This is a genomic window from Streptomyces sp. NPDC001513 (genome assembly GCF_042894695.1).
GTDB lineage: Bacteria > Actinomycetota > Actinomycetes > Streptomycetales > Streptomycetaceae > Streptomyces.
This window is the reverse complement of sequence record NZ_JBIAVU010000005.1, coordinates 1-14871: the sequence shown is the minus strand read 5'-3', so window position 1 is coordinate 14871 and position 14871 is coordinate 1. Positions and strand designations below refer to the sequence as shown.

13 protein-coding genes are annotated in these 14871 nt (G+C 71.1%); 7 read left to right on the top strand and 6 right to left on the bottom strand.

The features are described from left to right. Window positions 1–90 precede the first annotated feature (90 nt). The 5 genes from ACFYZ4_RS11955 to ACFYZ4_RS11935 all read right to left on the bottom strand — a co-directional run bounded on the left by ACFYZ4_RS11955 (window position 91) and on the right by ACFYZ4_RS11935 (window position 5410). A complete protein-coding gene (locus ACFYZ4_RS11955; RefSeq protein ID WP_351299764.1) occupies window positions 91–822 on the bottom strand; it encodes a phosphatase PAP2 family protein in 732 nt (243 codons plus the stop codon). Window positions 823–1026: 204 nt separating this feature from the next. Then, complete coding sequence (locus tag ACFYZ4_RS11950; RefSeq protein ID WP_384348162.1) at window positions 1027–2031, bottom strand: NlpC/P60 family protein; 1005 nt, start codon at window positions 2029–2031, stop codon at window positions 1027–1029. Between the two features lie 74 nt (window positions 2032–2105). After that, entirely contained in the window at window positions 2106–3872 is a 1767-nt protein-coding gene (locus ACFYZ4_RS11945; RefSeq protein ID WP_351299771.1) for a serine/threonine-protein kinase, read from the bottom strand. A gap of 64 nt (window positions 3873–3936) precedes the next feature. Next, a complete protein-coding gene (locus tag ACFYZ4_RS11940; RefSeq protein ID WP_351299774.1) occupies window positions 3937–4728 on the bottom strand; it encodes a thioesterase family protein in 792 nt (263 codons plus the stop codon). Between the two features lie 73 nt (window positions 4729–4801). Beyond that, window positions 4802–5410, bottom strand: a complete 609-nt coding sequence (locus tag ACFYZ4_RS11935; RefSeq protein WP_351299777.1) for a LysE family transporter — start codon at window positions 5408–5410, stop codon at window positions 4802–4804. A gap of 148 nt (window positions 5411–5558) precedes the next feature. On the opposite strand from ACFYZ4_RS11935, the gene ACFYZ4_RS11930 reads away from it, so the two are divergent. The 7 genes from ACFYZ4_RS11930 (at window position 5559) to ACFYZ4_RS11900 (ending at window position 14126) form a co-directional block, all read left to right on the top strand. Next, window positions 5559–6383 (top strand): pentapeptide repeat-containing protein, encoded by an 825-nt coding sequence (locus ACFYZ4_RS11930; RefSeq protein ID WP_351299780.1) that lies wholly within the window; start codon window positions 5559–5561, stop codon window positions 6381–6383. Between the two features lie 604 nt (window positions 6384–6987). Next, window positions 6988–7296, top strand: coding sequence for a hypothetical protein (locus tag ACFYZ4_RS11925; RefSeq protein ID WP_008742356.1), 309 nt, complete (start codon window positions 6988–6990; stop codon window positions 7294–7296). A 101-nt stretch (window positions 7297–7397) separates the two neighbouring features. Further along, window positions 7398–8225, top strand: a complete 828-nt coding sequence (locus tag ACFYZ4_RS11920) for a hypothetical protein (RefSeq protein WP_390783836.1) — start codon at window positions 7398–7400, stop codon at window positions 8223–8225. Next, window positions 8215–9528: a hypothetical protein gene (locus ACFYZ4_RS11915; protein WP_390783835.1), complete on the top strand. Its 1314-nt coding sequence runs from the start codon at window positions 8215–8217 to the stop codon at window positions 9526–9528. Before ACFYZ4_RS11920 ends, ACFYZ4_RS11915 begins: the two co-directional genes overlap by 11 nt. Beyond that, entirely contained in the window at window positions 9525–11087 is a 1563-nt protein-coding gene (locus tag ACFYZ4_RS11910; protein ID WP_351303919.1) for an SCO6880 family protein, read from the top strand. Before ACFYZ4_RS11915 ends, ACFYZ4_RS11910 begins: the two co-directional genes overlap by 4 nt. 19 nt (window positions 11088–11106) lie before the next feature. Then, entirely contained in the window at window positions 11107–12528 is a 1422-nt protein-coding gene (locus ACFYZ4_RS11905; protein WP_351303923.1) for an ATP-binding protein, read from the top strand. Between the two features lie 2 nt (window positions 12529–12530). After that, window positions 12531–14126 carry a type VI secretion protein gene (locus tag ACFYZ4_RS11900; protein WP_390783834.1) on the top strand — a complete coding sequence of 532 codons (1596 nt, stop codon included), beginning with the start codon at window positions 12531–12533 and terminating at the stop codon, window positions 14124–14126. A 21-nt stretch (window positions 14127–14147) separates the two neighbouring features. Here the strand turns inward: ACFYZ4_RS11900 and ACFYZ4_RS11895 are convergent, their stop codons facing one another. Then, window positions 14148–14699 (bottom strand): GNAT family N-acetyltransferase, encoded by a 552-nt coding sequence (locus tag ACFYZ4_RS11895; protein ID WP_390784011.1) that lies wholly within the window; start codon window positions 14697–14699, stop codon window positions 14148–14150. Between the last annotated feature and the right edge of the window lie 172 nt (window positions 14700–14871).

The window sequence follows — 14871 nt, the reverse complement described above, 5'->3', positions numbered from 1 at the left end:
TGTTCTTCGGGGCGGCGGGGCTGTGCCTGCTGGTGGCCGCGCTGCTCGCCGTATGGGATTCCTACGCGCGGACCTGATGCCGCGTCGCCCTCAGGCGGCGAGGTCGTTCTCGTGCGTCCGCTGTCCCGCGGGTGGGTTCTGGGTCTGCGTCGCGAGCCCGACCGGCCGGGGCACCGCCCGGCCCTTGGCCCGTACGAGCCGCCCGACGCGCGGGGAGCGGGCCACCGCGCGCACCACCGGGGTGAGCAGCGCCATGGCGAGCGGCGCGAGCACGAGCACCACGGCGGTGCCGAGCGCGAGGCCGCCGATCACGTCGGTCGGGTAGTGGACGCCCATGTAGACGCGGCAGAAGCCTTCGACGAGGGCCAGTCCGATCCCCAGGAGCCCGATCTTCCGGTTCGCCAGGAACAGGCCCACGCCCAGGGCCATCGCGAGGGTGGTGTGGTCGCTGACGAAGGAGAACTCGGTGTTCCCGATCCCCGCGCCGAAGCCGGGATCGAGCACCTGCAGGCCCTCGTGGTGACGGAACGGCCTTTGCCGCCCGACGAATTCGCGCAGCGGGACGTTCACGAGCAGGGCCAGCCCGGCGGCCAGCGGGGCCCAGACCAGCGCGGCGAAGGACTCGACGGCCGTCGTCTCGTCCTGGCGACGCGCACCGCGCCAGCACCACAACACCAGGAGCACCAGGGCCAGCAGGATCCCGTACTCACCGGCCAGGCTCACGGCCCGGTCCAGCCAGTGGGGCGCCTGCCGGGCCGCTCCGTTGACCTCGTACAGCAGGCTGACATCCACGTTCGGCCCACCTGTTGTGAGTCCAGCCATGGTGATGCGGCCCCTTGCCCTTGCCGTGGTTCCCCTGCGGGCGCACCCCTGTGTGCACCCCTTCGCCCCCCACTTGATCAAGCCCCGCGTTCATGGAACGCCCGTTCTGGCGTCCACGTTCCACTCTCCACCGAATGATCACTCCAACGTTATCGAAGAGTGACTCATCGTCGCAGCTCAGGGCCTTTGCCTCACGGAGAGTTGCTAGGGCGCCCGACCAGAACCGACCCGGTCCGGAAGGGCCTCCGCGCCATCCTTCGTCACGCGCGTCGCACCGAAGTAGTCGGGAGTGTCGATCTTGTCGAAGCGGATCACGGCACCGGTATACGGGGCGTTGATCATGTAGCCGCCGCCGACGTACAGCCCGACGTGCCGGATGTCCCGGGAATTCGTCAGATCGTCGGAGAAGAACACCAGATCACCGGGCAGCAGTTGGTCCCGCGAGGGATGGGACCCGGCGTTGTACTGGTCGTTGGCCACGCGCGGCAGCTCGATCCCCACCGTCTCGTACGCGGCCTTGGTCAGCCCGGAACAGTCGAACCGCCCGCCCTGGTCGGGCGTTCCGTTGCCGCCCCACAGGTACGGGGTGCCGAGCTGCTTCTGCGCGAAGTAGATGGCACCGGCCGCCTGTTGCGAGGGCGCCACCCGCCCGACGGGCCGCGCGAAGCTCTTCTCCAGGGCCCGGATGGCCTTCACGTAGCCCTGCGTCTCGCTGATCGGCGGCACGCCCCCGGCCTTGATCACGCGATAGGGACCGGCGTTGTAGGCGGCGAGCATATTGTCGGACCGATCCCCCGGAACCTGCGCGACGTCCTTGGCGAGTTGGCAGTCGTACGAGGCCGCCGAGGGGATCGCGTCCTTGGGGTCCCAGATGTCCCGGTCGCCGTCGCCGTCACCGTCGATGCCGTACGAGGCCCAGGTGCCCGGGATGAACTGGGCGATGCCCCGCGCGTCGGCGTGACTCACCACATCGGGCTTCCAGCCGCTCTCCGTGTACAGCTGCGCCGCCAGCAGAGCCGGATTGAGGGCGGGGCAGAGGTTGCCCCACTTCTCCACCAGCGGCTGATAGACCGCCGGCACCGCTCCCTTGACCAGTCCGACGGCACCCTGCCTGCCGCCGTTCACGATCCCCGCCGCCGCCGAGTACGTACCGACGACGAGCAGCGCGACGAAGGTCAGGCACACACCGATGCCGAGCCCGCTTGCCATCCAGAACTTGCGCACTCGTCAACACTGCCTCATGGAACGTCACCTGACAGTGGATTCGTCGGCCAGACCCGGCACTATTTCACCGGAAAGCCGGTGCAATAGACGCTGCTGTATTCCTTGACACTCCTGACCCGGTAGACCAGCACCGTCCAGTCGCCGGGATCGTTGGCGAGCGGGATGGCCGGGAACCTCTTGGGGGTCCCCTGGTTGTCTACGAGCTGCGTGGCGAAGTCGTCCGGATACGTGAGCTCCACCTCGCCGCCGGTGGCCGGGTCCTTGAGGTCGACGGGCTTGCTGGTGTAGCCGATGCCGTGGTTGTAGTCGCGGACGAACTCGTACGGGCGCCCGGTGCTCTCGTCGATCTCGTGCGGAGCCTTGACCCCGACGGAGACGGCGTAGGGGCCCGTCTCCGTGTTGTACGGCTTCAGGTACACGCGGATCTTGACCTTGCCCGTGACGTTCTGCGCCTTCGGGTCGTCGGCGTCGACGACGGAACCCACCAGGAACTCCGCCCGCTCCTCCGGGGGCAGGCTGCAGCCCCCACCGCCCGGACCCGCACTGGTCCACAGGTCCCGCGACACCTTGTTCGGCTCGATGTGGTCGGGCACGGCCCCCGAGCCGCTGCCGCCGCCCGGGGCAGAGGGGGCGGGACTCGAAGCCGGCCCGCCCGACGCGGACGGCGCGGCCGGTCCGCCGGGCGTGGCCGCGGCGCTCGGCGCGCCCCCGGCCCGCTGCGTGCCGTCCTTGTCGTCCTTGCCGTCCTCCTTCTGGAGGAACAGGTACCCGCCCGTGACGAGGCCGCCCGCCACCAGCCCGCCGACGGCCGCCAGCGCCCAGCGCGGCGGACGCCGCCGTCCGCCGTCCCCGCTTGGGCCTTGGCCCGGGTTCTGATTCGGGCCCGGGCCGGCGGGAACGTACGTCGGCACGTAGCCCGAACCGGCCGGCAGCCCCGGACCGATCGTCGACGGCAGCCCCGGCACCTGCGCGGCCCCGCCCGCGGTCGCCGTCAGCGCCGCGTACACCGGGTCGTCGACCAGGGCCGAGTCCACCGCGCAACGCCGGATGATCTCGCCCAGGGCCGGCCGGTCCCCCGGCTCCGTCGCCACACACGCCCTGATCAGCGCGGCCAGGTCCGGCTCCACGCCGTCGACGTCGATCTCGCCGTGGACCGCACGGAAGTTGACCGCGGTCGGCTCCCCCGTCCCGTACGGCGCCCGGCCCGTCGCCGCGTAGGCGAGCGTGGCACCCAGCGCGAAGACGTCCGCGGCGTCCGCCACCTCGCCCCGCAGCAGCACCTCGGGAGCCGTGTAGCCGGGGGTGCCCGGGGCCGCGCCGTCCTGCGTCAGCGCCGTCTCGGCCACGCCCTTGGCGATGCCGAAGTCGATGAGCTGCGGCCCCTGCCCGCCCAGGATCACGTTCTGCGGCTTGAGGTCCCGGTGCGTGACCCCGTACGCGTGCACGCTCGCCAGGCCCTCCGCCAGCGCGGCGAACAGCCTGCGGCACGCCGCGGCCGGCAAAGCCCCGTACTCGCGCACCGCATGACTCAGCGTCGGCCCGGCCACGTACTCGGTCGCGAGCCAGTAGGGCGGCGCCGCCAGCGACGCGTCGATCAGGTTCGCCGTGTACGCCGAGCGCACCGCGCGGACCGTCTCGGCCTCCCGGCGGAACCGCGCGAGGGCCTCCGGATGCCCGGTGATCTCTTCCTTGATCACCTTGATGGCGACCAGACGGCCACCCGGCGACCGCCCGAGGTACACCTGCCCCATGCCACCGGCACCCAGCCGGGCCAGCAGTGCCTGCGCCCCGATGTGCGCCGGGTCCGTGTCTCTCAGGGCCTCCATCCGCCCGAGCCTGCCACATCCACGCCCCGCCCCCGACAAGGGGGTTGGGCTGCCGGGGCGGCCGCTATCGGGGTGCGACGAAGAGGCTCTGCGCGCTGCGCCCGATGGGCCCCTTCTCGTCGTGCAGCAGCGCGTCCGCGAGCCCGATCCCGGCCGCGTCCACGCTCGTACGGGCCTCCACGCACGCCCACTCGCCCACCGGGTGGCGGTGCAGGTGCACGGTCAGGTCACCGTTGATGAAGACGTAGCGCCCGAAGTCCATCACCGCACTGATGCCGTTGCCCGAGTCCGCGGCGATCAGTACCCGGTCCAGCGGCCTGGTCTCCTCCCCGGCGACCAGCGGCACCTTCATCCGCATCCAGCAGGTCCCGGGCCCCGGCTCGACGAAGGCACCCTCGGTGAACCGGGTCTCCATGGCCGAGTGGTAGCCCGTGTCCCACGGCACCGGGAAGAACGGCGTCACGTCCACCTCCCCCGGCGGCGGCAGCTGCGGCCCCGGCACCACGGCCGGCACGGCCTCCTCGGCCACCCGGATCCGCAGGGCCCGCGCCAGCATCACGGGCGCGGCCCCCGCCGGGGCGAGGGAGGCCTCGACCACCTCGGTGCTGCGCCCGGCCCGGAGCACGCTCGTGGTGATCTCCACCTCGCCGATCGGCACCGGGCGCAGGATCTCGTACGTGATCCGGGCGATCCGCATGTCGGCGCGCGCACCTGGCCGCTCCTCGACGGCCCGCCCGAGCAGCGCGGCCGGCGGCCCGGCGTGCTGCGAGCCCGGGTCCCACGGCCCGCGCGTGTACGCGGTGGCGGTGAACCGCCCGGCATCAAGTCGTTCGAAGAACCCCTCGGCAGCGCCCATACCCCGCACGCTACCGACAGGTAACCGACTCCACAACGCCCACCGGAGGACGTCGAGGGGCGGTCGATCATCATCAGCGGGCGAACCCCAACCCCACCCCCAGCCCCACCAGCACCGACCCGATGGCCCGGTTCAGCGTCTTCTGCGCCTTCAGCATCCGGTCGCGCAGCCGCGAGTCGGAGAAGAACAGCGCCACCACCCCGAACCAGCCCAGGTGCGCCGCCGACATGAACAGCCCGTAGCCCGCCTGCTGCCACACCGGGGTGTCCGGGTTCACCACCTGGGTGAAGGTCGAGACGACGAACAGCGTCGTCTTCGGATTGAGCACATTGGTCAGGAACCCCGACCGCATCGCCCCCAGCGGGCTCAGCTGCGGCTTCGACTCCAGGTCCACGGACACCTCGGCCCGCGCCCGGAAGGTCCGTATCCCGATCCACACCAGATAGGCCGCACCCGCCAGCTTGATCGCGGTGAACAGCGCGGTGGAGGACGCGATCAGCAGACCGACCCCGAGCATCGTGTACGAGACGTGGACCAGGACCCCCGCCGCGACCCCGCCGGCGGCGAACAGCCCGGTGGGCCGCCCGTACAGATAGCTGTTGCGGACCACCATGGCGAAATCGGCGCCGGGACTGATCACGGCGAGAAGAGTAATGACGGCGACTGCGATCACTTCGGTCATAGGCCGATGCTCACGCCCACCCCTCCCCTGATCAACCCCTCTCGCCACCGGCAGACTTGAAGCGCCGCGCACGCGGGCCGCCCACCCGCCGAGCAGCACGCCCAGGCACAAACACGCCACATTCCCCCCACCGGGTAACAATGGGCAAGTGCCAAACCACCCCGCCCCCACCCTCCCCCTCCTGGAAGCCGACTGCGCGAACTGCTTCGCGCTGTGCTGCGTCGCCCTGCCCTTCGCCAAGTCCAACGACTTCGCCGTGAACAAGCCCGCCGGCACCCCCTGCAAGAACCTCCGGCAGGACTTCCGCTGCGGAATCCACACGCAGCTGCGCGACACCGGCTTCCCGGGCTGCACGGTCTTCGACTGCTTCGGGGCGGGCCAGCAGGTCTCCCAGGTCACCTTCGGCGGCCGCGACTGGCGCGCCCACCCGGAGACCCGGGGCGAGATGTTCGAGGTCTTCCCGGTGATGCGGCAGCTGCACGAGCTGCTCTTCTACGTCGCCGAGGCCCTGACCCTCCCGGACGCCGCCCCGCTCCACGCGGAGCTGCGCCGCCTGCTCGCGCAGACCGAACAGTGGACCCGCGCCGACGCCGAAGCCCTCACGGCCCTGGACATCACCCCGCTCCGCCAGGAGATCAACACCCTCCTGCTCGAAACCAGCGAACTCGTACGGGCCAAGGTGCCGGGCCGCAAGAAGAAGAACCACCGGGGCGCCGACCTGATGGGAGCCCGCCTCGCCGGAGCCGACCTGCGCGGCGCGAACCTGCGCGGCGCCTACCTGATCGCCGCCGACCTCCGCCGCGCCGACCTCCGCACGGCCGACCTGATCGGCGCCGACCTCCGCGACGCCAACCTCCGCGGCGCGGACCTCCGCCACGCCGTCTTCCTCACCCAGTCCCAACTCAACGCCGCCCAAGGCGACCCCACCACCCAGTTCCCCCCCACCCTCACCCGCCCCACCCACTGGACCTGACCCCATCCGTCCGGGCACTCAAGTCGCGGGCCCCCGACCTCCAAACCGGAGCCCACCCACCCAGCCCCACCAAATCCAGCCCCGCCGCACCACTCCAGCCCCGCCGGCGTTTGAGGCGCGGGGGCCCGGGGGCGGAGCCCCCGCAACGGCGCCGCACCCGGCAACGGCCCGGGGCCACCCCCGATCCGCCCAGCCCGCCGCTAGGCGACCGGCGTGACCGTCTCCCCCGCCGGAACCGCTCCCGCACCCCACTGACAACGCCACCGACGACGAACGGACGAAAGATCGGACAAATGTCAGCGGGTCAGCCCAACGACACGCGACCCGGCTGCGCCGAACGGCCGCCCCCCGCCCCACCCGTACGCCGAGACGACAATCATTGCCCGGCGTCACCCCTCGTGATACACAGAGTGACCGCATGTTCTTGCGCATACACACCGCCCCTGCCCAGGTCAGAGCGCGGAGGCCGGGCGCGGTCCGCGAGATCGCGTAAAGAGAGCCGTCAAGTCGACGACGGCGGCGGTTTCATCGGCGAAGATAGTGCGTGACCCCTGCCGTCGGGCAGTGGGCTTCCGGAACTACCCATACAGGGGCGGTGAGTTACATGATCCTGGCAGCCGAAAAGGGCGACATCACCACCATCATCGGCGGAATCGCCCCGAACTGGGGGCCGTTCGGCAGTCTCGGCAACGAAGCGAAGGTCATGATCGAAGTGGTCATGGCCGTGGCGATCCTCCTGTGCCTGGGCATCGCCATCTGGGGGGCGGCCAAACAGCGCATCGGCGCGACCGCCCTACGCGACACGTTCAGCGCGGAACAGGGCAAGGGCCTGATCGTGGCCGGCCTCACGGGCGTCTTCATCATCGGCTCCCTGGGCACCCTCTTCACCATCGTCTACGGAATGGCCGTCTAGCCGGGGCCACACCGCAGGCCGTACCTGATGAGGAATCACCACACCGCGCCTACGCGGGAACCAGCGCTACCGTCGTACGACGCGGAGGGGGCCGACACGGAATGAGCAACGACGACCAGTACGGCGGCGGCCACGGCGAGGTCGGCGGCACGGGCCAGACCCGCACCCGCCTCCCGGACTCCCCCGCCGACCCGTACGGCCCCGCCCGCCGCACCCCCCGCACCGCCCGCAGCCTCGTCACGGTGGTCGGCGTCGTGGTCCTCCTGATCGCCGCCATCGCGTTCGCGAACCAGTCCCCGGACACCCCCGAGGACAAACCCGCGGACAACAACCCGGCCGCCTCCTCCACCGCGGCCACAGGCACGACCCCGGTCACCGGCAAGACCTCGGGCATCCCCAGAGGCTTCGCCCACGACGAACAGGGCGCCCAGTCGGCCGCCGCCAACTACGCGGTCGCCCTCGGCTCCGACGGCATGTTCAGGAAGAACACCCGGCACGCCCTCGTCGACGGGATCTACGCACCCGACGTGGCGACCCGGATGAAGGGCCCGCAGGACGAGGCGTATTCGACCGAGTTCCTCGCCAAGCTCGGCCTGGACGCGAACGGCAACCCCCCGCAGGGCAGCACGTTCGTCACCCGGGCCGTGCCCATCGGCACCCGCGTCGAGAGCTACAGCGCGACCACCGCGAAGGTCTCCGTCTGGTACACGGGCATGATCGGCATGTCCGGCGCCAAGTCGACGGACCCGGTCCGCACCCTCTGGAAGACCTGGACCTTCGAACTCACCTGGGTCGGCGAAGACTGGAAGGTCGTCGACGACACCCAGCAGGACGGGCCCGCCCCGGTTCCCGGTGATGTCCCCGTGTCGACGTCCGACGACATGAGCAAGGCCATCAAGGAATTCGGAGGATTCACTTATGCCCGCTAGCCTGCGGCTCCCCGCCCGGCTGGGCGTGATCGCCTCCGCCCACCTGGCCGTCGTGGCACTCTCGACCCGCGCCTACGCCGCTCCCACGCCGACTCCCACCCCGCAGACCAGCAACGACCCCTGCGCCCTGCTCGACGGCCCCTCCAAGCAGTACTGCCAGAGCGGCACGGGCACCTCCGGGGGCAACCCGGGGACGGGCCTGGCACCCAGCGACGGCGGAGAGGCCCTCAACCCCCTCGCCTCCCTCGCCCGAGGCTGCGCCGACGCCGCCGCCTGGATCGTCGGCAAGCTCAGCGAAGCGGTCAACGGCTCGGCCGAAGTCGACTTCACCAACCCCGCCTTCCTCAAGCAGTACTCCGTCGTCTTCGCCGCCTCCACCATCCTCACCCTCGTCCTCTGGCTCTTCGCCGTCGCCAAACGAGCCGTCCGCGGCGTCCCCCTCACCACCGCCATGTCCGAAGCCATCGGCTTCCTCTGGCTCACGGTCCTCGCCTCCGCCTTCACCCCCCTGATCCTCTACACCGTCGTCTCCGCCACCGACGGCGTCACCGCCGTCATCGCCTCCGCCACCGGCGGCCAGACCGACGTCTTCTTCGGCTCCTTCTCCGAGGCCCTCAAGAAGGGCGACGACATCGGCGGCGGCCCGATCATGCTGATCGTCGTCGCGCTCGTCACCGTCCTCGCCGCCGGCGTGCTCTACCTGGAGCTGTTCATCCGGGCCGCCCTCCTCTACGTCGGCGCCCTCCTCGGCGTCGTCGTCTACTCCGGCCTCGTCGACCGCAACCTCTGGGGCCACGTCCGCCGCTGGGCCGGCATCATGATCGCCGTCATCCTCGTGAAGCCGGTCATCGTCATCGTCCTCGGCCTCGCCGGAGCCCTGACCGGCGAAAAGGGCCCCAACGCCTTCTCCGCCGTCGTCACCGGGCTCGCCATCATCCTCCTGGCGATCTTCGCCTCCGCGATGATCTACCGCTTCGTGCCCGGCTTCGGCGACGAGATCGCCTCCGCCCGCTCCAACCGCAGCAAGGCCACCGACGGCGCCCAGGCCGCCGCCGTCATCAGCTCCCCGGCCTCCCTCGTCTCGCAGGGCATCAAGACCCACAGCAGCCGCGGCGCCCACCGCGGAGGCGACGGCGGAGGCGGCAACAACGCGCCCCGCCCCGCCAACCCCCTCTCCGGAGGCGTGGCCGCCCACAGCAGCCGCCCCACCTCCGGCGGCGGAGGCGGCGGATCTGTCCCCTCCGCCGCACCCGCACCCCGCACGAGTTCGAGTACGAGGAACACAGGAGGTGACGGGCGTTGACGACCCAGTCCCACCAGATGCACCCGGTCGCGCCCCGCCGCACGTATCTCATCGGCCGGGCCCGGCCGAACGCGATCGTCGGCAAGAACCGCGAGACCGGTGAGATCGCCCTGATCATCGCCGGGGCGTTCTTCGGCATGATGAGCGGACTGCTCGTCCCCAACCTCACCCTGCGCATCGTGAGCCTCGCCGGCTTCCCCATGATCGCGCTCGCCGCCGTGTACGTCCCGTACAAGGGCCGCACCTTCTACCGCTGGTTCGAGATCAGCCGTAGCTACAAGCGCACCCTCCGCCGCGGCACCACCTACCGCTCCTCCGCCATCGAGGCCGGCACCCGCGCCGCCGACGGCCGCGAGGTGGAGGTCGGCCCGCCCCCCGGCATCGGCCGGATCAACTGGCTCGCCGCCCCCTTCGGCCCCGACGAGATCGCCGTCCTCCTCCACGCGGACCGGCGCACCGTCACCGCCGCCATCGAGATCGAGGGCCCCGGCGTCGGCCTGCGCGACAGCGAGGACCAGGAGGCCCTCGTCGACCGCTTCGGCACCCTCCTCAAGCACGTGGCCAACGGCGACGGCTTCGTCACCCGCCTCCAGATGCTCGCCCGCACCCTGCCCGCCGACCCCGACGCGCACGCCAAGGACGTGGCCCAGCGCGGCGACACCCAGGCCCCCGGCTGGCTGCGCGAGTCCTACGAGCAGCTCCAGTCGATGGTGTCCACCTCCTCCGAGCAGCACCGCGCGTACCTCGTCGCCTGCATGCACTACACGCGCGAACTCGCCGCCGAGGCCCACACCATCGCCCGCGCCGCCACCCCCCGCAAGGGCCGCAAGCTCGACCGCGACGCCGGCCTCGCCATCGTCATGGCCCGCGAGCTCACCGACATCTGCGCCCGCCTCGCCGAAGCCGACATCCGCGTACGCCAGCCGCTCGGCCAGGGCCGCCTGTCCTCCCTCGTGCACTCCATGTACGACCCGGACCACCCCATCGACCACATCCAGGCCATGACCAAGCGCAACGCCTGGCCGGCCGAACTCGACGCCGTCGAACCCACCTTCCTCCAGGCCAAGACCCGCGAGTCCTCCACCCGCGCGCCCTGGTGCCACGCCACCGCCTGGGTCAAGGAGTGGCCGATGACGCCCGTCGGCGTCAACTTCCTCGCCCCCCTCCTCGTCCACACCCCCGACGTCATCCGCACCGTCGCCGTCACCATGGACCTGGAGCCCACCGAGGTCGCCATCGAGCGGATGCTCACCGAGAAGACCAACGACGAGGCCGACGCCTCCCGCGCCGCCAAGATGAACCGCACCGTCGACCCCCGCGACATCGCCGCCCACGGCCGGCTCGACCAAAGAGGTGAAGATCTCGCCAGCGGTGCGGCCGGAGTCAACCTCGTCGGGTACATCACGGTGTCCTCGCGTTCGCCCGAAGCGCTCGCCCGCGACAAGCGGACGATCCGCGCCTCCGCCGGCAAGTCCTACCTGAAGCTGGAGTGGTGCGACCGCGAGCACCACCGCGCCTTCGTCAACACCCTGCCGTTCGCCACCGGCATCCGACGCTAGCTGGAGGGAAGTGCCGCCCATGCGAGATCCCATGTCCGCCCTGACGGACGCCTTCACCAGCTTCCTCTTCGGCAAAGTCGAGACCACGCGCCTGCCCGTACGCACCTCCACCGGGCAGGCGCAAGCCGTCTACCTGCCCACCGCCGCCCCCGGACTCGGCGACTCCGGCGTCATCATCGGCCGCGAGGTCTACAGCGGCAAGGGCTACATCTACGACCCCTTCCAGCTCTACGGACAGCAGCTCCCGGCCCCCCACTGGCTGGTCCTCGGCGAATCCGGCAACGGCAAGTCCGCCCTGGAGAAGACGTACGTCCTGCGCCAGCTCCGCTTCAAGGACCGCCAGGTCGTCGTCCTCGACGCCCAGGGCGAGGACGGCGTCGGCGAGTGGAACCTGATCGCCCAGCAGCTGGGGATAACCCCCATCCGCCTGGATCCGATCGCCGCCAACGACGACGGCATCCGCCTCAACCCCCTCGACCCGGCGATCACCGCGACCGGACAGCTCGCCCTGCTCCGCACCATCATCGAAGTCGCCATGGGCCACGGCCTCGACGAACGCGCCGGCTTCGCCCTCAAGGTCGCGCACGCCTACGTGGTGGACACCATCACCACCCGCCAGCCGGTCCTGACCGACATCGTGGAGCAACTGCGTCACCCAGAGCCCGAATCCGCCCTCGCCATGAACGTCGACATAGACGATGTCCGGGCGTGGGGCCTCGACGTCGCGCTCGTCATCGACCGCCTCGTCGACGGCGACCTGCGCGGCATGTTCGACGGCCCCACCACCGTCGGCATCGACCTCGACGCGCCCCTCATCGTCTTCGACCTGTCCCACATCGACCGCAACTCCATCGCCATGCCCATCCTCATGGCGATCGTCGGAGTGTGGCTGGAGCACACCTGGATCCGCCCGGACCGGAAAAAACGGATCTTCCTGGTCGAAGAGGCCTGGCACATCATCAACAGCCCCTTCGTGGCCCAGCTGTTCCAGCGCCTCCTCAAGTTCGGCCGACGCCTCGGCCTGTCCTTCGTAGCCGTGGTCCACCACCTCTCGGACGTGGTCGACGGCGCCGCGGCCCGCGAAGCGGCAGCCATCCTCAAGATGGCCTCGACCAGAACCATCTACGCCCAGAAAGCGGACGAGGCACGCGCCACCGGCCTCGTCCTCGGCCTCCCCCGCTGGGCGGTGGAGATCATCCCCACCCTCACCCCCGGCATCGCCGTCTGGGACGTCAACGGCAACGTCCAGGTGGTCAAACACCTGATCACCGAAGCCGAACGCCCCCTCGTCTTCACGGACCGCGCCATGACCGAATCCTCCACGCCCATCCGCCTCTCCGAGGACATGCTGGCCGCCGAACTCGAAGCGGAGGAACGCGCCCTGTCCATCGAACGCAGCCGCGGCAACGGCGGCCCGGGTTCCGCGACCACGGTGGCCTGACCATGCACGACGCACGACGTACGGAGTCCCCCGCGCGCGGTGGCGGCGTCCCGGACGGCCTGCTGGTCGGCCTCCTGGCCTTCCTGCTCGGCCTGGCCGTCCTCGTCTGGACGGCCACCGGCCTGGCCGCCCTCTTCGCCAAGGGCACCTGGCCCGACACGGTCACCTTCACCCGGACCCCGGAAGCCGTGCGCGCCCTGATAGCGGAACCGCACGACATCCCCGCCGCCTGGCCGGACACCGACCCGGCGGCCCTCTCTGGCTGGGGCCTGTTCTGGGGCCTGTTCGTCAGCCAGCTCCTGGTGATGTTCGTCCTCACCGTCTTCGCCATCGGCGTGATCGCCCGCACCAAGTCCCGCCGAGCCCAACCCAAACAGCCCACGTCGCCCCCCACCCCAGCCCCGCCGGCGTTTGAGGCGCAGGGGTCCGGGGGCAGCGCCCCCATTCCAGCCCCGCCGGCGTTTGAGGCGCGGGGGCCTGGGGGCAGCGCCCCCAGCAGCTCACCCGCACTGGCCACACCACCTCAGCCCCCCACCCCAGCCCCGCCGGCGTTTGAGGCGCGGGGGCCTGGGGGCAGCGCCCCCAGCAACACACCCGCACCAGCCGTCACCGCCCCGGCGGACGAGGCCTACCGCTACGGCTTCGGCTACGCCCCCCACCCGGCGGCAGCCACGGCGACCACCCCCACGACCGGCCTCATCTACGCCGCCCCCGACGACCGCCTGCGCGCCGCGGCCCACCGCATCGGCGAAGCCCCCGGCGCCGCCCTCGTCGTCAGCTCCTCCCCCGCCCTCTGGGCCGAGACCAAGGACGCCCGCGCCAAACTCGGCCCCGTCCTCCTCTACGACCCCTCGCACCTGTGCGACACCCCGGCCCGCATGCACTGGAACCCCGCCGAGGGCTGCGCCGACCGCGACACCGCCGCCGCCCGCGCGATCGCGCTACTCGCCCCCGTACGCCCCCAGGCCCGCATGGACGCCGCGGTCGCCGACACCGCGGAAACGCTCCTGCGCAGCTGGCTGCAGGCCATCGCCCTCGACGGCCGCCCGTTCAAGCAGCTCCACCGCTGGGCCCAGGGCAACAGCGCCCAGGACCCGGTCCGCATCCTCCGCACCCACCCCCAGGCCGCCCCCGGCGCGGCCGGCGAGCTGGAGAGCGCACTCACCGCCCACCCCGAACGCCGCGAACTGGCCCAGAACCTGACGGCCCGGGCCCTCTCCTGCCTGACCTCGATCCACATCCGCGAGGCCTGCAATCCGAACCGAACAGATGCGCTCACCCTGGCATCGTTCGTGACCGAAGGGGGCACCCTCTACATGGTGGGTGAGCCCCTGGAGGATCCCCGCACCCACCCGGGTGCGATGCCCCTGCTGACCGCACTCGCCTCGCACGTGGTCGAGCACGGCCGCCGCATGGCCGCACGGTCATCCCACGGTCGGCTCGACCCACCACTGTCCCTGGTCCTGGACGACGTGGCCGCCGTGGCCCCGATCCCCCAGCTCCCGGAGCTCCTGGCCCAGGAGACCCTCCCCCTCCTGGCCCTGTGCCGCAGCCGCGAACAGGCCCGCTCCCGCTGGCCCGACGCGCCCCTGCCCTAACACGTGCCCTAAGACCTGCCCCTAAGGCCTCGGAAACACGAACTCCAACTCCATGGCGGACGGGTCGCTCGCCAACGGCACCCGCACACCGCTGTCCCGGAACCCGATGCGCCGGTAGAAGGCCTGCGCCCGCTCGTTCCGCTCGTGCACATACAGCCGTACGCGTTCCAGCGCGGGCCCCTCCAGCGACCAGGCCCACTCCAGCCCGGCGCGGAACAGCTCCTCGGCGACCCCGGTACCCCGCTGGGCCTCGCGGACGTACACGCCCACGACGTGTCCCTGGGTCGTCTCGATCTCACGGTCGAGGAAGTCGGTGGTGCCGAGCTCCTCGACCAGTACGGCCACGGAGCCGTTCCACACCCCGTCGGGCCCCTCGGCCACGAACTGCCGCACCGCCCGCCCGGAAGCGGCGCCGGCGGTGCGCTCCTGCCAGAAGCTGTCCGACCTGGCCTCGGCGAGTTCGGTGGTATCGAGGAAGGCGATCGGGGCCACGGGATCCTTGAGCGAAGCGAGCCGCAGGTCCCTGACCTTCTCCCACTCGTCTGCACGCACCGGACGTATCACATGCTGGATATCACTCATAGTCGCCGATCCTAACCAGCGGACCACGCAGACTTCATCCGGATAAACGCAGAAAAGCCCCGCACCGGGCCCGAAGGCTTGGTGCGGGGCTTCCCCACAATGATTGTTCGGCGGCGTCCTACTCTCCCACAGGGTCCCCCCTGCAGTACCATCGGCGCTGAAA

What these genes read in the sequence shown, in the direction of transcription:
- ACFYZ4_RS11955 (WP_351299764.1), bottom strand. Translation starts at nt 822, where the DNA reads ATGGCTGGACTCACAACAGGTGGGCCGAACGTGGATGTCAGCCTGCTG.
- ACFYZ4_RS11950 (WP_384348162.1), bottom strand. Translation starts at nt 2,031, where the DNA reads ATGGCAAGCGGGCTCGGCATCGGTGTGTGCCTGACCTTCGTCGCGCTG.
- ACFYZ4_RS11945 (WP_351299771.1), bottom strand. Translation starts at nt 3,872, where the DNA reads ATGGAGGCCCTGAGAGACACGGACCCGGCGCACATCGGGGCGCAGGCA.
- ACFYZ4_RS11940 (WP_351299774.1), bottom strand. Translation starts at nt 4,728, where the DNA reads ATGGGCGCTGCCGAGGGGTTCTTCGAACGACTTGATGCCGGGCGGTTC.
- ACFYZ4_RS11935 (WP_351299777.1), bottom strand. Translation starts at nt 5,410, where the DNA reads ATGACCGAAGTGATCGCAGTCGCCGTCATTACTCTTCTCGCCGTGATC.
- ACFYZ4_RS11925 (WP_008742356.1), top strand. Translation starts at nt 6,988, where the DNA reads ATGATCCTGGCAGCCGAAAAGGGCGACATCACCACCATCATCGGCGGA.
- ACFYZ4_RS11920 (WP_390783836.1), top strand. Translation starts at nt 7,398, where the DNA reads ATGAGCAACGACGACCAGTACGGCGGCGGCCACGGCGAGGTCGGCGGC.
- ACFYZ4_RS11915 (WP_390783835.1), top strand. Translation starts at nt 8,215, where the DNA reads ATGCCCGCTAGCCTGCGGCTCCCCGCCCGGCTGGGCGTGATCGCCTCC.
- ACFYZ4_RS11905 (WP_351303923.1), top strand. Translation starts at nt 11,107, where the DNA reads ATGCGAGATCCCATGTCCGCCCTGACGGACGCCTTCACCAGCTTCCTC.
- ACFYZ4_RS11900 (WP_390783834.1), top strand. Translation starts at nt 12,531, where the DNA reads ATGCACGACGCACGACGTACGGAGTCCCCCGCGCGCGGTGGCGGCGTC.